The 18821-nt window shown below is 72.1% G+C and carries 11 protein-coding genes and 1 pseudogene; 5 read left to right on the plus strand and 7 right to left on the minus strand.

Annotated elements, in window-relative coordinates:
- Window positions 1-14: 14 nt before the first annotated feature.
- Window positions 15-749 (minus strand): ABC transporter ATP-binding protein, encoded by a 735-nt coding sequence (locus tag ACN265_RS04640; protein WP_420117280.1) that lies wholly within the window; start codon window positions 747-749, stop codon window positions 15-17.
- Window positions 746-1876: an FtsX-like permease family protein gene (locus tag ACN265_RS04645; RefSeq protein WP_421406128.1), complete on the minus strand. Its 1131-nt coding sequence runs from the start codon at window positions 1874-1876 to the stop codon at window positions 746-748. Before ACN265_RS04645 ends, ACN265_RS04640 begins: the two co-directional genes overlap by 4 nt.
- Before the next feature lie 312 nt (window positions 1877-2188).
- On the opposite strand from ACN265_RS04645, the gene ACN265_RS04650 reads away from it, so the two are divergent.
- The 3 genes and pseudogenes from ACN265_RS04650 to ACN265_RS04660 form a co-directional block, all read left to right on the plus strand.
- Window positions 2189-3877 carry an acyl-CoA mutase large subunit family protein gene (locus ACN265_RS04650; protein ID WP_421406129.1) on the plus strand — a complete coding sequence of 563 codons (1689 nt, stop codon included), beginning with the start codon at window positions 2189-2191 and terminating at the stop codon, window positions 3875-3877.
- Window positions 3878-4102: 225 nt separating this feature from the next.
- A complete protein-coding gene (locus ACN265_RS04655) occupies window positions 4103-5026 on the plus strand; it encodes a tetratricopeptide repeat protein (RefSeq protein ID WP_204928122.1) in 924 nt (307 codons plus the stop codon).
- A gap of 64 nt (window positions 5027-5090) precedes the next feature.
- Window positions 5091-6026: pseudogene (locus ACN265_RS04660) on the plus strand (arginase family protein); the annotation flags it as partial.
- A gap of 240 nt (window positions 6027-6266) precedes the next feature.
- Here ACN265_RS04660 and ACN265_RS04665 read toward each other — a convergent pair.
- A complete protein-coding gene (locus tag ACN265_RS04665) occupies window positions 6267-8228 on the minus strand; it encodes a penicillin-binding transpeptidase domain-containing protein (protein WP_421406132.1) in 1962 nt (653 codons plus the stop codon).
- Window positions 8229-8588: 360 nt separating this feature from the next.
- Between ACN265_RS04665 and ACN265_RS04670 the strand changes: the two genes are divergently transcribed.
- Window positions 8589-13655, plus strand: a complete 5067-nt coding sequence (locus tag ACN265_RS04670; RefSeq protein WP_421406133.1) for an NAD-glutamate dehydrogenase — start codon at window positions 8589-8591, stop codon at window positions 13653-13655.
- A 67-nt stretch (window positions 13656-13722) separates the two neighbouring features.
- On the opposite strand, the gene ACN265_RS04675 is transcribed toward ACN265_RS04670, so the two are convergent.
- Together ACN265_RS04675 and ACN265_RS04680 are read right to left on the minus strand one after the other, a co-directional pair.
- The gene (locus ACN265_RS04675; RefSeq protein ID WP_421406134.1) at window positions 13723-14460 is read right to left on the minus strand and encodes a class F sortase; all 738 of its coding nucleotides are present in this window, start codon (window positions 14458-14460) and stop codon (window positions 13723-13725) included.
- Window positions 14447-15580 carry a hypothetical protein gene (locus tag ACN265_RS04680; RefSeq protein WP_421406136.1) on the minus strand — a complete coding sequence of 378 codons (1134 nt, stop codon included), beginning with the start codon at window positions 15578-15580 and terminating at the stop codon, window positions 14447-14449. Before ACN265_RS04680 ends, ACN265_RS04675 begins: the two co-directional genes overlap by 14 nt.
- 547 nt (window positions 15581-16127) lie before the next feature.
- Here ACN265_RS04680 and ACN265_RS04685 point away from each other — a divergent pair.
- Entirely contained in the window at window positions 16128-17930 is a 1803-nt protein-coding gene (locus ACN265_RS04685) for a glycoside hydrolase family 6 protein (protein ID WP_421406138.1), read from the plus strand.
- 130 nt (window positions 17931-18060) lie between these two features.
- Here ACN265_RS04685 and ACN265_RS04690 read toward each other — a convergent pair whose 3' ends face one another.
- Both ACN265_RS04690 and ACN265_RS04695 read right to left on the minus strand, forming a co-directional pair.
- The gene (locus ACN265_RS04690; protein WP_421406140.1) at window positions 18061-18435 is read right to left on the minus strand and encodes a hypothetical protein; all 375 of its coding nucleotides are present in this window, start codon (window positions 18433-18435) and stop codon (window positions 18061-18063) included.
- 72 nt (window positions 18436-18507) lie between these two features.
- A complete protein-coding gene (locus ACN265_RS04695) occupies window positions 18508-18813 on the minus strand; it encodes a hypothetical protein (RefSeq protein ID WP_145921429.1) in 306 nt (101 codons plus the stop codon).
- Between the last annotated feature and the right edge of the window lie 8 nt (window positions 18814-18821).

The following is an 18821-nucleotide window of genomic DNA, read 5'->3' on the forward strand; positions in this document are numbered from 1 at the left end:
GGCGGATCCTTCGGTCAGGCTGGCGTGAGTTTCCCGTCAATCATCTCGTACACCGTGTCGCAGTGCCGCAGGACGTCCTGGTCGTGGGTGACCATGACGGTCGCGACGCTGTGCTCCCGGGTCTCCCGGGCGAGCAGTTCGACGACCTCGTGGCTGCGTACCCGGTCCAGTGCGGCGGTGGGCTCGTCGACCAGCAGCAGCCGGGGGTTGGTGACCAGGGCGCGGGCGATGCCCACCCGCTGACGCTCGCCACCGGAGAGCTGGTGGGGTCGCCGGTCGGCCTTGCCGGCCATGCCCACCTCGGCCAGCAGGGTGCGCGGGTCGCGTGGGGTGCCGTTCGTCACCGGGCCGAACCGGGTCGGCAGCCGGAGCTGGTCCACGGCGGTCAGCGCCGGGAGCAGGTTGCCCGACTGGAACACGAAGCCGACGCTTTCGCGCCGCAGCGTCGTGCGGGCCCGGCGGTTGGCCACCGCCATGTCCCGCCCGGCCACCCGGACCGAGCCGGACGTCGGCACGCTCAACCCGCCGGCGACGGCCAGCAGGCTCGACTTGCCGGCACCTGAGGGGCCGACCACGGCGACGAACTCGCCGGGCGCGACGGTGAGCGAGACCCCGTCCAGCGCGAGCACGGTGTCCTCACCGTCGCCGAAGCGCAGGCAGACGTCCCGCATGTGCAGCCCGTCGAGCTGACGCGCGGCCGGGTCACCCGTGCCGGCCGCCGATCCGGGGTTGTCGGTGTGCGTGCTCATCGGTTCGCTCCCAACGCCGTCAACGGGTCCACCGCGGTGATCCGGATGATCGCCGCGACCGCTCCCAGCAGACCGAGCACGATCAACAGCAGGCTCGCCCCGGCGACCGCGGACGCCTCCAGGGCGAACGGGACACCGCCGCCGCCGATCAGGCTGCCCAGCCCGACACCGGCGGCGACGCCGACACCGGCGGAGAGGAGCAGCAGGATCAGCGCCTGGGTCAGCCCGTCCCGCAGCAGGAACCGGGTCGGTGCGCCCATCGCCCGCATCACGGCGATCTCGTGCTTGCGCTGGATCGTCCAGACGGTGAAGAACGCCCCCACGACCAGCGCGGAGATCGCGTACAGGAAGTACTGGATCAGCTTGAGCGTGGAGGTCTCCGCGGTGTACCCGGGTGAGGCGCCGAACGACTCGTCGAGCGTCATGCTCCGGGTGCCCGCCGCCTGGTCGCCGCCCGCGAGGTCGACGTCCGCGCCCGGCCTGGCCTGCACCGCGACCGCCGTGATCTCGGTGTGGACGTGCGCCGGGACCGGGTCGTCCGGTCCGAGCCCGGCGCGGATCTCCTGCCAGGTACGCAGCGGGACGTAGCCCACGTCGACGTGCCCGAACGTGTGCTGGCCGGGCAGGACGCCGATGACCGTGAGGGTGGTGCCGACCCGGTCGACCGTGAGGGTGTCACCGACCCGCAGTCCGGCGTCGACGGCGGTCCGGCTGACCACGATCCCGCCCGGCGCGCCGAGCCGGTCGCCCTCGCTGACCTGGGGGGAGAGGAACGATTCGGGCTGTACCCCGAAGAGCGCCAGGTCGATCTCGACGCCCGATCCGCTCTTGGCGTTGGCCAGCGTGTTGCCGTACGCGGTGGCCCGCGCCACGTCGGGCCGGCCGGCCCAGGTGTCGACCGCCTTCATGTCGATCACGCTGCGGGAGAACGCCGAGTCGCGTTGGACGCCGTCGGCGAACGCGAACGAGGTCACCGGCAGGCGTTGCAGGCCGGACACCCCGTCGTTGACCAGCCCCACGGAGAGCCCGGACAGCAGCACCACCAGTACGGCGATGAGCGCGATCACCGCCCCCATCAGCCCGAACCGGGCACGGGCGAACCGAAGCTCGCGGACAGCTAGGAACATGAGCCCCACCCGGACCCGAATCTTATCGACATCATGTCAGCATGTTAGCAACACCATGTCGGCATGCTCGCGCATCCTCGCTGCCCACCCCCCTCCACCCCGCGCCCACCCCGCCCCTTCTCCCTTCCGCCTGCCCCGGTGATCAAGAGGTTTGCGTCACGATCGGCCGGCGGATTGACGCGAACCTCTTGATCACCGGGGCGAGGGGGTGGGGGGAAGGGGGTGGGCGGGGCGGGTGAGCTTCCTTAGCGATCGTTCAGGCTTCGTTCTACACTCGGGGTTCGGTCGAGGACTCGAGGAGGAGCCCCGCGGATGAACGCCGACGAGATCGCCGCCGGACGGGCACGCTGGCAGGCCCGGTACGACGCCGCGCGCAAGCGGGACGCGGACTTCACCACCCTGTCCGGCACCACCGTGCAACCGGTGTACGGGCCGCCCGAGGGCACCGCGTACCCCGGGTTCGAACGGATCGGCTGGCCGGGCGAGTTCCCGTACACCCGGGGGTTGTACCCGACCGGCTACCGGGGTCGGGCCTGGACGATCCGGCAGTTCGCCGGCTTCGGCAACGCCCAGCAGACCAACGAGCGGTACAAGATGATCCTCGGCGCGGGCGGCGGTGGGCTCTCCGTCGCCTTCGACATGCCGACCCTGATGGGGCGCGACTCCGACGACCCGCAGGCGCTGGGCGAGGTCGGGCACTGCGGGGTCGCGGTGGACTCCGCCGCCGACATGGAGGTGCTCTTCGACGGCATCGACCTGGCCGGCGTCACCACCTCGATGACGATCTCCGGCCCGGCGGTGCCGGTGTTCTGCATGTACCTGGTCGCCGCCGAGCGGCAGGGCATCGACCTGTCCCGGCTCGACGGCACGTTGCAGACCGACATCTTCAAGGAGTACATCGCGCAGAAGGAGTGGCTGTTCGACCCCGAGCCGCACCTGCGCCTGATCGGCGACCTGATGGAGTACTGCGCCGCCGAGATCCCGCGCTACAAGCCGCTGTCGGTCTCCGGCTACCACATCCGCGAGGCCGGCTCCACCGCCGCGCAGGAGCTGGCGTACACCCTGGCCGACGGGTTCGGCTACGTCGAGCTGGGGCTCTCGCGTGGGCTCGACGTCAACGTCTTCGCCCCCGGGCTGAGCTTCTTCTTCGACGCGCACCTGGACTTCTTCGAGGAGATCGCCAAGTTCCGGGCCGCCCGCCGGATCTGGGCCCGCTGGCTGCGCGACGTCTACGGCGCGACCAGTGAGAAGGCCCTCTGGCTGCGGTTCCACACCCAGACCGCCGGGGTGTCGCTGACCGCGCAGCAGCCGGTCAACAACGTGGTACGCACCGCCGTGGAGGCCCTGGCGGCGGTGCTGGGCGGCACCAACTCGCTGCACACCAACGCCCTGGACGAGACCCTCGCCCTGCCCACCGACGAATCCGCCGAGATCGCCCTGCGTACCCAGCAGGTGCTGATGGAGGAGATCGGGGTGACCAACGTGGCCGACCCGCTCGGCGGCTCCTGGTACGTCGAGGCGCTCACCGACGCCATCGAGGCCGAGGCGGAGGAGATCTTCGCCCGGATCCGGCAGCTCGGCGGCGACGGCCCGCACCGGATCGGCCCGATGACCTCCGGCATCCTGCGCGGCATCGAGGACGGCTGGTTCACCGGCCACATCGCCGAGTCGGCCTTCACCTACCAGCAGGCCCTCGAAAAGGGCGACAAGAAGATCGTCGGGGTCAACTGCCACACCGGCACGACCGCCAAGGAGCTGGAGATCCTGCGCATCTCGCACGAGGTGGAGCTGGAGCAGCGTCGGGTCCTCGCCGAGCGCAAGGCCGCCCGCGACGACGCCGCGGTGACGGCGGCGGTGACCCGCATGGTCGAGGTCAGCCGCACCGGCGGCAACATGATCCCGCCCATGCTCGACGCCGTCCGCGCCGAAGCCACCCTCGGCGAGATCTGCGACGCCCTGCGCGCCGAATGGGGCACCTACCGCGAACCCGCCCGCTTCTGACCCCCACCCCCACCCCCTACCCCCACCCTCGGTCGATCATGGAGTTGTGGTGGTGGCAGAGCCTCACCAAAGGGGCGCTACGCCCACCACGACTCCATGATCGACGGGGTGGGGGGCGGGGACGGGGGGTGGGGGGCGGGAGGGGGAGAAGGGGAGGTGAGAGTGGCAACTGTGGGCGTTGCGGCTGAGCCGACAACGGTGGGGATCGTGCGAGACTAGGTAACCATGAGCGACCCACGGATCACCTCGTCGATCTTCACCCGCGGCGCGGTCGACCTCAGCGCGCTGCGCGGCACCGCCCCGGCCAGTTCCCGTCCCGCCACACCGAGCCAGACCGGCGCACCCACCGGCGCACCGGGCGGTCCCGCCACAGCAGGCGGCGCCGCCGTGCTCGACGTGACCGAGGCGAACATCCAGTCCGGGGTGCTCGAACGGTCGATGACCACCCCCGTGGTGGTCTTCTTCGGCGCGGCCGGCTACCCGGACAGCGACCAGTTCGCCCCGGTGCTGGAGCGGCTGGCGGCCGAGGGGGCCGGCCAGTGGGTCCTGGCCCGGGTCGACGTCCAGGAGAACCCGCGGATCGCGCAGATGTTCCAGATCCAGGCGATCCCCACCGTCTACGCGGTGGTCGGCGGGCGGCCGATCGACGCCTTCCCCGGGGTGATCCCCGAGCCGCAGCTCCGGCAGTGGCTCGCCGCCGTGCTCAAGGCCGGTGGCGTCGCCGTCGCCGAACCGGAGGACCCGCGCCTCGACGAGGCCGACGACGCGTTGATGAGCGGCGACCTCGACGCCGCCGAGCAGGCGTACCGCAAGATCCTCGCCGAGTCCCCGGCGGACGCCGCCGCCGAGGCCGGCCTGGCCCAGGTCGGGGTGGCCCGGCGGGTCGCCGGCGCCGACCCGCAGGCCGCCCTCGCCGCCGCGCAGGCCAACCCCGACGACGTCGAGGCCCAGCTCCTCGCCGCCGACATCGAGGTGCTCAGCGGGATGGCCGAGCAGGCGTACGAACGACTGGTCGGGCTGGTCCGGCGGACCGCCGGTGACGACCGGGACCGGGCCCGCCAACACCTCGTCTCGCTGTTCAGCATCGCCGGCCCGGACGACCCCGCCGTGGCCTCCGCCCGTCGCGCCCTGGCCAGCGCCCTGTTCTGATCCTTTGACACCCCGCGCGGGCCGGCCACCCGGCCGGCCCGCCGACCATCGAGGACGGGAGCCCGTGATGCGCCGAATCGCCGTCCTCGACGCGCCGACCAACCTGGGTCTGCGCCCACCCACCTCCACCTCCGTCCCCGGCTGCGGCAAGGCCCCCGGGGCGCTGCGGGACCACGATCTGCTCGCCCGGCTCGGGGCCCGCGACGCCGGCTGCCTCACCGCCCCCCGGTACGACCCGGGCGACTGGCGGCCCGGCGACGGGGTCTGCCACGCCCGGGAGATCTCCGGGTACTCGACGGCGCTGGCCGACCGGATCGGCGCGATCATCGACCGGGGCGAGTTCCCGCTGGTCCTCGGCGGGGACTGCTCGGTGCTGCTCGGCTCGGCGCTGGCCATGCACCGGCTCGGCGAGGCGGTCGGCGGGCGGATCGGGCTCGTCTTCGTCGACGGCCACTCCGACTTCCGGCACCCCGGCAACGCCTCCTACGTCGGTGCGGCGGCCGGTGAGGACCTCGCCCTGGTGACCGGGCGCGGGCAGGCCGACCTGGCCGCCATCGAGGGACGTCGACCGTACTTCCGGGACATCGACGTGGTGGTGCTCGGCATCCGGGCGCAGGACGAGTACCGGCTCGACCTCCAGGCCGCCGGGATCATCACCCGGCCGGTGCCGGCCCTGCGCGCCGAGGGGGCCGCCCGCAGCGCACAGTGGGCGCACGAGCAGTTGGCCGACTGCGCCGGCTACTGGGTGCACATCGACGTGGACGTGCTCGACCCGGCGGTGATGCCGGCCGTGGACGCCCCCGACCCGGGCGGGATCGCCTTCGCCGAGCTGGAGATCCTGCTCGCCGGGCTGGTGGACACCCCGCACTGCCTCGGCGTCGAGCTGACCGTCTTCGACCCCGACTACGACCCGGACGGCGCGTACGCCGCCGAGATCGTCAACACGGTCGTCGCCGGGCTGGCCCCGGTCGTCGCCCCGGACGCCGTCGCGCCCCGACTGCTGCCACCCCAGCCGTACCCCGCCGACCCCGACCCGGCCGACGCGCCGGGCCGCGCCGAGGAGCCGGTCGCCTGACCGAGCCCCGGCCCGCCTGACCCGGCCCGCCTGACCCGGCCCGCCTGACTCGGCAACGGGGCCGATGTGGCGTTGTCCCGCGACCCGGATGCCGCTACGTCGCCCCCGTCGAGCGCGAGACCGGGCCCGAGGGGCCGAGGCCGGGAATCGGGTGGGGGAGAGGCGTCAGCGGAGGGCGCGGAGGAAGCGTTCGGCGATCGGGACGGCGCTGGCCGTACTCGATCCGCCCTGCTCGACGAAGACGGCGAACGCGACGTCGCCCCGCCACCCGACGAACCAGGCGTGGGTGTGCGCCGGGTCGTCGTCGTACTCGGCGGTGCCGGTCTTGCCGTACACCGGGCCACCCGGCACGTCGGCCAGCGCCTTGGCGGTGCCGGCGGTGACCACCTCGCGCATCATCGTCTTCAGCGCCGCCACCGACTCGGCCCGCAGCGGCGGGCCGGCCGCTGCGGGCGCGGCGGGGGCCGGGTCGAGCACCAGTTTCGGCTGCTCGAAGCGGCCCCGGGCGACGGCTGCGGTCACCCCCGCCATGGCCAGTGGGCTGACCACGGTGGTGCCCTGACCGATCGCGGCGGCGGCCTGCTCGGTCGGCCCGCCGCCGGTGGAGACCTTGCCGGTGAAGACGTCGGCGCCGAGGTCCCACGAGCCCTCCAACCCGAGGGTACGACCGGTGGCGGCCAGCCCGTCCGGACCGAGCTGCGGGGCCAGCGCCACGAACGCGGTGTTGCAGGACTTCGCGAAGTCGGTACGGAACGGCACCTTGCCCAGCACGAAGTCGTCGGAGTTCTTGAACGGGCGGCCGTCCACCACGCGGGTCTTCGGGCAGTCGACGGTGGTCTGCGGGGTCACCGCGCCCTTGTCCAGCAGGGCCAGGGCGCTGACCGTCTTGAACGTGGAGCCCGGTGGCACCTGGGCGGTGAAGGCCAGGTTCTCCCCGGCCGCCCCGGGGCCGTTGGCGGCGGCGAGCACCGCACCGTCGCTGACCCGTATCGCCACCAGGGCGGAGCGTCGCTTCTCGCCCCGCAACGCGCCGTCGGCGGCGTTCTGGGTGGCCACGTCGAGGCTGGTGCGGACCGGCTGGCCGGGGCCCGGCTCCTGCCGGAACGCCTCGGTGACGACGGTGCTGCCGCCCTCGGGCGCGGGCCGGCGGATCTCCACGGTGGTGCCGGGAGCACCGCGCAGCCGCTCGTCGTAGCGGCCCTGGAGGCCGCCGTGGCCGACCAGGTCGCCCTTGGCGTACCGGTCGGGGTGGGCGGCAAGGTCGTCGGCCTGCGCCGGGTCGACCGTGCCGAGCAGGGCACGGGCGAACTCCCGGGTCGGTGCCAGGTCGAGCTTCTCGGACCGGAACTTCGTCCCCGGCAGGTCGTAGATCCGGGAACGGATCTGCCGGTACGCCTCGTCCCGCAACGTCACCACCTCGACGAACGCGTCCGGGTCGGCGTCGCGGAGCCGCTGCGGCAGGTCGGCGAGGTCGACCGGGGGGCTGATCGGCGGCCGGACCGCCCGGAACGCCGCGTCGAGCCGCCCCACCAGCGCCGCGACGTCCGGGATCTCGCCGGGTTGCAGTCCGATCCGGACCACCGGCCGGGGCGTCACGATCGGCTGTCCCGCGCCGTCCAGCAACCCGGCCCGGGGTGCGGCGGTCCGCCGCAGCGTCAACCGGTCGCCCTTGGTCAGTTGCTCGTGCAGCACCTGCGGTTCCCAGATCACCTGCCACTTGTCGTCGCCGGAGTTCTGCCGCAACCGCAGCGGACGCTGGTAGGCCCAGGCCGCCCCGCCCGGCAGCGTCCACCGGATGTCGACGGTGGTGGTGGCGAGGTTCTTGGTGACCTCGGCCTCCCCGACGCGCCGCAGGGCGGGTGGGGTGGCGGCGAGGTCGCCGGAGAGGGCCTTGATCTCCTCGACGACGGTGCCGGCGGGCACTCTCGCCCCGGTCGGGTCGACGAAGCCCACGGTGTCCAGTTTGCCGGAACGCCAGCCGGCGAGGAACGCGTCCGCGCTGCCCGTCAGCCCGTCGTCGGCGGAGCAGCCGACGAGGGCGCCGGCCGCCAGCACGGTGGCGGTCAGGGCCGCGAGCCCCCGTCGCAGGGGCGTGCCGGGGCGGCGGTAGGGGTACGACAGGGGCATGGAGCTGCACCTTCCGGACGGCGGGCTGCCCTGCACGCTAGTACGCCGTCGCCGCCCGTACCGCCCCGTGCGGTCGCCGGGGCCGTCCGGCCAGGCCGTACGTCGGCGTGGCCCGGTCGCCGGCCGGGGTCGGTCGGGCCCGGCGGGCCGCCCGAAGTGGTGCACCCGGAGGTGTGATGAACATCCCGAGGCGGGGTACTCGACACCCGGCCGATCGTGCATCTGCCACGGATGCCAGGCCAGAGTCCCGAACCGGACGTCCCACCGGTGGTCCACCGGCCGAGGCACGAAGCGGCAGGGCCTAAGGTGGGGCGGCAGAGTGACCCACAACGCGGTGGGTCGTCGAGGGGAGTGGCACCGATGGACCGGCGTCCGGCGATCAAACCGGTACCCGACCTCCGGCAGAGCGACACCGGCCGGGACGACAGCTTCGATTCGGCGACCGACGGGGACAGCCCGCCGATCGACGGGGACGGCTACGGCCGACTCGACAGCGGCGTGACCGGGATGACCGGTTCGAGCATCGACACCCTCTACGACCTGGGCCTTCCGGTGGAGGCGCTCGGTGAGGACGTGGAGGACGCCGAGCTCGACGAGCCGGTGCCCAACGCGGAGCGCCTGGTGGCGCAGGCGGTGGCGCTGGCCGGTGACGACCACGACGCGGCGACCCTGGTGGGCCGGTTCTGGCGGTTCGCGCCGGACGAGGAGCTGATCGGGTTCACCGCCGAGGAAATGCTCGACGCGGCGCGGGCGCACCGGGACCTGGCCCAGCAGCGGGTGCCGGGCGAGCTGAAGTTGCGCATCCTGCCCCCCGACGCCGACCAGCACCACACCGTCGTCGAGATCGTCACCGACGACATGCCGTTCCTGGTCGACTCGGTGACCGCCCTGCTCAACGCCCACCACCTCGACGTACACCTGCTGGTGCACCCGCTGGTGGTGGTCCGGCGGGAGCCGCTGGGCCGGCTGACCGAGGTCTCCGCCGACGTGGAGCCGGACGACGCGATCGCCGGTGACCTGGTGGAGAGCTGGATGCGGATCGAGATCGATCCGGTCCGCGACGCCGACCAGCGGGACCAGTTGCGCCGCGAGTTGCAGCGGGTGCTCACCGACGTGCGGGAGGCCGTCGAGGACTGGCCGAAGATGCGCCAGCGGGCCCTGGCGCTCGCCGACGAGTTGGCCTCGGCCCGGACGGCGGACGACCGCCCGCCGGTGCCGGAGAAGGACATCACCGACTCGGTGGAGCTGCTGCGGTGGCTCGCCCACGACCACTTCACCTTCCTCGGCTACCGGGAGTACCGGCTGGTCGACTCCGGGGGCCAGGGCGGCCCGGCGTTGGAGGCGGTGCTCGGCACCGGGCTGGGCATCCTGCGGTCGGATTCGCCTGAGGCGCGGGCGCTGTCGTCGATGACGCCCGAGGCGCACGAGAAGGTGATGGAGAAGCGGCTGCTGATCATCACCAAGGCGAACTCGCGGGCCACCGTGCACCGCTCGGCCTACCTGGACTACATCGGCTTCAAGATCTTCGACTCGACCGGTGCGGTGGTCGGCGAACGGCGGTTCCTCGGCCTGTTCTCCACCGCGGCGTACCGGACCAGCGTGCGGGAGCTGCCGGTGGTCCGCCGCAAGGTGGCCGAGGTGCTGGACCGCTCCGGGTTGAGCCAGCGCAGCCACTCCGGCAAGGACCTGCTCCAGATCCTGGAGACCTATCCGCGCGACGAGCTGTTCCAGATCAAGACCGACGACCTGTACCACGCGGTGACCGGCGTACTGCGGATGGCCGGCCGGCGGCAGCTGCGGGTGTTCCTGCGCCGCGACGCGTACGGGCGGTTCATCTCGTGCCTGATCTACCTGCCCCGCGACCGGTTCACCACCCAGAACCGGCTGCGCATGCAGGACATCCTGCTGCGGGAGCTGAACGGGGTCGGGGTGGACTACACCACCCGGGTCACCGAGTCGATGCTGGCCCGGGTGCACTTCATCGTCCGGACCGACCCGAACAACCCGCCCGGTGACATCGACGCCGACCTGCTCGCCGAGGAGTTGGCCGACGCCACCCGGCTCTGGGACGACGACTACCGGCTGGTGCTCGAACGCAAGCTCGGCGACGAACAGTCCAAGCGCCTGTTCACCAGGTACGCCGACGCGTTCCCGGAGGGCTACAAGGACACCCACACGCCGTACGAGGCGATGAAGGACCTCGCCAAGCTGGAGCTGCTGGAGGAACCCGGCCAGCTGGAGATGCACCTGTTCCGCAAGCAGTGGGCGCCCCGGGCCGGGCAGCCGGCCGACGAGGCGATGGACGTCCGGTTCAAGGTCTACCGCTACGGCGAGCCGATGATGCTCTCCGCCGTGCTGCCGGTGCTGCACTCGCTGGGCGTCCGGGTGGTCGACGAGCACCCGTACGAGGTGGACCGGATCGACGGACGGGTCTTCCTGTACGACTTCGGGCTGCGCCTGCCGGAGGGCCACCAGGAGCTGGCCGAGGTGCGCCCGCACGTGGAGAACGCGTTCGCCGCCGCCTGGCGGGGCGAGGCCGAGGTGGACGGCTTCAACGAGCTGGTCCTGCGCGGCGGCCTCACCTGGCGGCAGGTGGTGGTGCTGCGGGCGTACGCGAAGTACCTGCGGCAGACCGGGGCGGTCTTCTCCCAGGAGTACATGGAGCAGACCTTCATCGCGTACCCGCGGATCGCGGCGCTGCTGGTGGAACTGTTCGAGGCGCGGTTCGCCCCGGACGGGCGCGAGGCGGAGCAGCGCCGGGAACGCAGCGGCGAACTGGTCGACGCGATCGGTGTCGCCCTGGACGACGTGGCCAGCCTCGACCAGGACCGCATCCTGCGCGCCTACCTGACGCTGATCCAGGCCACCCTGCGGACCAGCTTCTACCAGAAGCGCACCGACGGGCGGCCCAAGCCGTACGTGGCGTTCAAGCTGGACCCGCAGGCCATCCCGGACCTGCCGGCGCCCCGGCCCAAGTTCGAGATCTTCGTGTACTCGCCCCGGTTCGAGGGCGTGCACCTGCGCTACGGGCCGGTGGCCCGGGGCGGGCTGCGCTGGTCCGACCGGCGGGAGGACTTCCGCACCGAGGTGCTCGGCCTGGTCAAGGCGCAGATGGTGAAGAACGCCGTGATCGTGCCGGTCGGCGCCAAGGGCGGCTTCGTGCTCAAGCAGAAGCCGGGGGACCGGGACGAGGCCGTCGCCTGCTACCAGGAGTTCGTGGGGGCGATGCTCGACGTCACCGACAACATCGTCTCCGGTGACATCGTGCCGCCGGTGGACGTGGTGCGGCACGACCCCGACGACCCGTACCTGGTGGTCGCGGCGGACAAGGGCACCGCCACGTTCTCCGACATCGCCAACCAGATCTCGGCGGCGCACGGCTTCTGGCTGGGCGACGCGTTCGCCTCCGGCGGCTCCGCCGGCTACGACCACAAGAAGATGGGCATCACCGCCCGGGGCGCCTGGGAGTCGGTCAAGCGGCACTTCCGCGAGCTGGGCCACGACACCCAGACGGCCGACTTCACCGTGGTCGGCGTCGGCGACATGTCCGGCGACGTGTTCGGCAACGGGATGCTGCTCTCCGAACACATCCGGCTGGTGGCCGCGTTCGACCACCGGCACATCTTCCTCGACCCGGACCCGGACGCCGCCACCTCCTTCCGGGAACGTCAGCGGCTGTTCGGGCTGCCCCGGTCGTCCTGGGAGGACTACGACCCGAAGCTGATCTCCGAAGGCGGCGGGATCTTCCCGCGCGGGGCCAAGTCGATCCCGATCACCCCGCAGGTGCGGGCGGCCATCGGCCTGGCCGACGACGTCACCCAGCTCAGCCCGCCGGAGCTGATGAAGGCGATCCTCACCGCACCGGTGGACCTGTTCTGGAACGGCGGCATCGGCACCTACGTGAAGGCGTCCAGCCAGACCAACGCCGAGGTCGGCGACAAGTCCAACGACGCGATCCGGGTGGACGGCAAGAACCTGCGCTGCCGGGTCGTCGGCGAGGGCGGCAACCTGGGTTGCACCCAGCTCGGCCGGATCGAGTACGCGCAGACCGGCGGCCGGATCTACACCGACTTCATCGACAACGCGGCCGGGGTGGACTGCTCCGACCACGAGGTGAACATCAAGATCCTGCTGAACACGGCGGTCGCCGACGGCGCGCTGGACGTGCCGGCCCGCGACGAACTGCTCGCCCAGATGACCGACGAGGTAGCCGAGCTGGTGCTGCGGGACAACTACGACCAGGCACGGGCGATCAACAACTCGCAGGCCCAGGCCGCCTCGCTGCTGCCGGTGCACCGTCGGATGATCAGCGAACTGGAGCGGGCCGGCCAGCTCGACCGGGCGCTGGAGGCGCTGCCCCCGGACGAGGAGCTGGCGGTACGCACCGAGTCCGGGCTCACCGCGCCGGAGTTCGCGGTGCTGCTCGCGTACGTCAAGATCGTGCTGGAGCGGGAGATCCTGGCCGAGGGGCTCGCGGACGAGGAGTGGACGACCGACGTCCTGGTCAACTACTTCCCGACGCCGATGCGCGAGCGGTTCGCCGACCGGATGGCCCGGCACCGGCTGCGCCGGGACATCGTCACCACGGTCCTGGTCAACGAGGCGATCAACCGGGGCGGCATCTCGTTCGTCTTCCGGGTCGTCGAGGAGACGGCCGCGTCGGCGGCCGACGTGATCCGGGCGTACGTGGTGGTCCGGGAGGTCTTCGGGCTGCGCGAGCTGTGGGACGCGGTCGAGGCGCTGGACAACCAGGTTCCGCCGGAGTTGCAGACCAGCGTCTACCTGGACACCCGCCGGCTGCTCGACCGGGCCGTCCGGTGGCTGGTGACCAACCGGCGGTCCCCGATCGACGTGCCGGCCGAGATCGAGCGGCTCCGCGACGGGGTGGCCCGGCTGCTGCCCGACCTGCAGGACCGGTTCCACGGCAGCGAGCGGGAGTCGTTGCAGGAGCACATCGACGCGATGACCGCCCGGGGGCTGCCGGCCGAGCTGGCCGGGCGGGCGACCCGGCTGATGTACAGCTTCGGTCTGCTGGACGTGGTGGAGACGGCGCGGACCAGTGGCCGCGACGTCGGCGAGGTGGCCTCGGTCTACTTCGTGCTCTCCGACCGGTTCCGGGTCGACTCGCTGCTGTCGAAGATTTCCCTGCTGCCGCGCGAGGACCGCTGGCAGACGCTGGCCCGGATGGCGCTGCGCTACGACCTGTACGCCGCGCTGGCCGCGCTGACCGGGGAGGTGCTCGAATCCACCTCGGGTGACCTGCCGCCGCAGGAACGGGTGCTGCAGTGGGAGCAGTCGAACGCCACCTCGATCCACCGGGCGCACCGGGCGATGGGGGAGTTCGACGAGTCGCGGGCGGATCTCGCCTCGCTCTCGGTGCTGCTGCGGCAGATCCGTACCCTGGTGCGGACGTCCGCCGCCGCCTGACCGAACGCCGACCGCGCCCGGGGCGGGACTTCCGCCACGGGCGCGGTCGTGCGGTGACCGGGCCGGCTCAGGACGTCAGCGTGGCGAAGACGATCACGTTGTCCTGGTAGCTGCCGGCGGCCTGGTCGAACTGGCCGCCGCAGGTCACCACCCGCAGCCCGGGACGGTCGTTCGGGCCGTACACCAGGTCGGTGGGGAACTGCGTCTTCGGGTAGGACCGCACCTCGTCGACGGTGAACGTGGCGGTGCTGCCGTCGGCCCGCGCCACCGCGACGGTGTCGCCGGGCAGGAGCGAGCCGAGCTGGAAGAAGACCGCCGGTCCGAGCTGCGCCGAGTCGACGTGCCCGACGATCACCGCGTTGCCGGTCTCGCCGGGGCTGACGCCCGGCTCGTACCAGCCGGCCTGTTGGGCCTGGTCCAGCGGGGGCACCTGGACCGTGCCGTCCGGGTTGGTGCCCAGCGGCATGATCCCCGCGTTGACCCCGATCCTGGGGATCACGATCGAGGTGGGGGCGGAGCGGGGCAGCGGGTCGGGGCCCGGCGGCACGCTCGCGTCGGCGGGGACCTGCGCGTCCGGGTCGTCGACCGGCCCGGTGTCCCCGGCCGGGGTGTCCGTGGGGGCGTTCTGCGGCGCGGCCTGGGCCGCCGGCTGCGGCGGACGGGGCGGGGGCGTGGTCCGGATGGAGGCGCCGATCATGCCGGAGCCGGCCATGGCGAGGAGGACGACGACGGCCGCGCCGGCGGCGCGCCACGGTCTCCCGTGACGGCCGCCGGCCCGTGTCGCCGTCGGGTCAGCCGAGCTCATCGGCCCGACGCCGGCGCATCAGCACGATGCCGCCGAGGGCGGCCGCGCCGATCATGCCGGCCCCGCCGGCGACCATGCCCCGGTCGGCACCGGTGGTGGTCATCCCACCGTCACCGCCGTCGACGTGGCCCTTCGGCAGGACGACCAGTTCGCCCTCGCCGCACGAGCCGTTCAGCTCGTACCGGCCCGGACGGGCGTCCCGGGACACCTCGGCCTCGCCGTAGTAGACGAAGTCCTTCTTGTGCTCCCAGCCGCCCTCGTCCTTGCCGTAACCGGACTCCTCGTCGTGGCCGTAGCCGGACTCGTCGTCCTGGCCGTAGCCCTCGTGGCCCTGCCAGTCGCCCTCGTCGGACTCCTCGTCCCAGCCGGGCTTGCCGTGCTCGCCGGACTCCTCGCCGGGCTTGCCGTGTTCCTCGCCCTTGCCTTCGTCGGGCTTGCCGTGCTCGTCGCCCTTGCCTTCCTCGGGCTTGCCGTGTTCCTCGCCCTTGCCTTCCTCGGGCTTGCCGTGGCCTTCGCCCTTGCCCTCCTCGGGCTTGCCGTGTTCCTCGCCCTTGCCCTCGTCAGGCTTGCCGTGCTCGTCGCCCTTGCCCTCGTCGGGCTTGCCGCCGTGGTCCGGGCCCTGGTCGGCGGCCATGAAGCCACCGCCCTGGCCGCCCGCCGGGGGCTGCCCGCCGTCCGCCGGGGGCTGTCCACCCTCGGCCGGGGGCTGCGGCTTGGGGCCGTTGTCGTCGGGACCCTTGCCGTGGTCCTCGCCCTTGCCCTCCTCGGGCTTGCCGTGCTCGTCGCCCTTGCCCTCTTCGCCCTTGCCGTGGTCCTCGCCCCTGCCCTCGTCGTCCTTCCAGCCGCCGTGTTCCTCGCCGCGGCCCTCGGCGGGCTTGAGTTTGACCTTGCCGGTGACCTTGGACCAGACGAAGGCGTGTTCCTGCGCCTCCGGGCAGATCTCGATGAGCTTGACCTTGTCGCCGGGCTTGACGACATGCGGCTTGGCGATGACCTTGCCGTCCCGGCTCTCGCCGTCGTGGTGACCGTCCGCGAACGCGATCCCCGGCGTGAACACCAGAAGGGACGCGCCACCGAGAGCGGCACCCGCGACAACCTTCCCGAGCATCTTGTTAGCCATGACCTGCGTCACTCCATCCCCTGTTGTCCTGAGCCCGACGACAGTCGAGCTATGACCGACGTTAGACGGTTTCATGACTTATTCGGGGAAATATTCGTGTTTTCGGCTTTACCGATGATGCGCGCCTTACGCCCCCTGAGCCGCTTGTGTCGGTGTTACCACCCGGCTGCGCGGTCGGGGCGCTGCCGGCCGGGCTGGGCGGAGATAGGCTCGTAGCGGCCCGGATGCCGGTGCGGGCGTTGCGGCCAGGTTGCCGCGAAGTATCGAGCCATTGCCATGGAAGCGCTCCCATGCAAGAATCGCTGCACGCGGTTCGGGGAGCCACACCGCGCACGGCAGAGGTCGAGGGCAACCGGTGCACCGGACGACATCGCCGCCGACCGGTCCGTGCGGGCCGGTGAAGCTCACCACCACCATGCCCGTCCTCCGGGTCGGGCAACCCCCCGAGATGTCCCGTTGGCGCCGGGCTCGTCCGTACCCCAGGACGCTCACGCGCCACTTGCCGGTCCCCTCGTGGTGCCGGTCTCGCCCAAGGAGTGCAAAAGGCATGAATCTGTGGAGAAGTCTGTCCGCCCGACGCCGGGCGTTCGCCCTCACCGGGGCGAGCGTGCTGGTCGCGGGCGGGCTGGTGACCCTCCCGGTCACCGCGGCGCAGGCCGCCACCCAGTGCAGCATCGACTACACCACCAACGACTGGTCCGGTGGCTTCACCGCGAACGTCACCATCCGCAACGTGGGTGACCCGATCAGCAACTGGACCCTCGGCTTCACCTTCCCCAACAGCAGCCAGCGGGTGACCCAGGGCTGGTCGGCCAAGTGGTCCCAGAGCGGCCAGAACGTGACCGCCACCAACGAGTCCTACAACGGCTCGCTGGGTCGCGGCGGCAGCACCACCCTCGGCTTCAACGGCTCGTGGAGCGGCAGCAACCCCAAGCCGACCTCGTTCACCCTGAACGGGGTGGTCTGCGGCGGCGTCACGCCCACCACCCCGCCGCCGACCACCACCCCGCCGCCCACCACGCCCCCGCCGACCACGCCGCCGCCCACCACCCCGCCGCCCACGACGCCCCCGCCCACCACGCCCCCGCCGGGGCAGAAGGTGGACAACCCCTACGCCGGGGTCAAGGGCTACGTGAACCCGGAGTGGAAGGCCCACGCGGACGCCGAGGCCGGTGGCAGCCGGATCTCCAACAACCCGACCGCGGTGTGGCTGGACCGGATCGCCGCGATCAACGGCACCACCGACAGCAGCTCCAACGGCGCGATGGGCGTCAAGGACCACCTGGACGCCGCCCTCGCCCAGGGTGCCGGCTACATCCAGTTCGTGATCTACAACCTGCCCGGCCGGGACTGCTCGGCGCTCGCCTCCAACGGTGAGCTGGCCGCCGACGAGCTGCCGCGCTACAAGTCGGAGTACATCGACCCGATCGCCGCGATCCAGAGCCAGGCCAAGTACGCCAGCCTGCGGATCATCAACATCGTCGAGATCGACTCGCTGCCGAACCTGGTGACCAACACCTCCGGCAACGCCGGTGGCACCGTGCAGTGTGACGTGGTCAAGGCCAACGGCGCGTACGTCAACGGCGTCGGCTACGCCCTGTCCAAGCTGGGCCCGATCGGCAACGTCTACAACTACATCGACGCCGGTCACCACGGCTGGCTGGGCTGGGACACCAACTTCGGCCCGACCGCCGACATCCTGAAGACCGCCGCCGTCGCCTCCGGCAGCAACGTGAACTACGTGCACGGCTTCATCACCAACACGGCGAACTACTCCGCCCTGAAGGAGCCGTACATCAAGATCACCGACTCGGTGAACGGCCAGACCGTCCGCCAGTCCAAGTGGATCGACTGGAACTACTACGTCGACGAGCTGTCGTTCGCCCAGGCGTTCCGCGACAAGCTGGTCTCGGTCGGCTTCAACAGCAACATCGGCATGCTGATCGACACCTCCCGTAACGGTTGGGGCGGCACCGCCCGGCCCACCGGCCCGGGCGCGACGACCAGCGTCGACACCTACGTCAACGGTGGCCGTGTCGACCGTCGGCTCCACGCCGGCAACTGGTGCAACCAGGCCGGTGCGGGTCTCGGCGAGCGGCCGAAGGCCAACCCCGAGCCGGGCATCGACGCCTACGTCTGGGTGAAGCCCCCGGGTGAGTCCGACGGCTCCAGCTCCCTCATCCCGAACAACGAGGGCAAGGGCTTCGACCGGATGTGCGACCCGACCTACACCGGTAACGCCCGCAACGGCAACAGCATGAGCGGCGCGCTGCCCAACGCTCCGATCTCCGGCGCCTGGTTCTCCGCGCAGTTCCAGGAGCTCATGAAGAACGCCTACCCGGCGCTCTGACGAACCAGCCCGCCGCGGCTGGAGTGAGGCACTGACGCGGCGGGCGCACCCGGGCCCCCGGTCCGACCGAGAGGTCGGGCCGGGGGCCCACCCGTGTCCGCCGGACGGACCGGGTCCGCCCGGCCGGGGCTCAGGGGACGGTACGTTCCACCGCGGCCCGACCCATCTCGGCCAGGTCACGCCGGGCCCGCTCCAGGTTCTCCGGGGTCAGGTCCTGCCCGCGTGCCATGACCAGGTCCTCCGGTTCCCAGGGCTGCTCCGCCCCGGTACGGATGTTGTCCCCACCGGCCCCGGTGCCGGTACCGGTGGCTCCGGTCCCGGCGGCGTACGGGTCACCGATCAGCTCCTCGGTCGCAGCACCGGGCTGGTCACCCGGCGCGACGAACGCCGGGTCGGCGGGACCGGCGCCGCCCCGGGAGAACCGCGGCACGGTGGAGTCGTCGTCCACCGCGGCGGCCACCTCCGGGCGCTCCTCCAGCGGTCGGTTCGGGTCACGGTCGGTCATGGTGCCGCCCTCCTGTCCCAGACGCTTCCCGCGTCCCGGGTACCCCCTCCGGGCGACCCCATGCCGGGCGGCTCAGACCTCCCGGGCCTCCTCGGCGCTGGGCGGCACCACCGGGCGCAGCCACTGCCAGGCCAGCATGAACAGCCCGAAGGCCAGCATCGCCAGCCCGGCCCAGAGGTTGATCCGGACGCCCTGCGCCTTGTCGATCTCGGCAGCCGAGTCGAAGAGACCGACGAGGCCGACGATCACCCCGTACACCACGAAGAGACCACCGATGACCCGGCGGATGTCGAACAGCCGGGCGGCGGCGGACCGCTTGCGTTCGTTCTCGGTCTCGGCGACCTGCGGGTCGTTCGCGCGTTCGCTGTGCTGGTCCACGCCTGCGC

The organism is Micromonospora sp. WMMD730, from assembly GCF_049178955.1.
Classification (GTDB): Bacteria; Actinomycetota; Actinomycetes; order Mycobacteriales; family Micromonosporaceae; genus Micromonospora; species Micromonospora wenchangensis.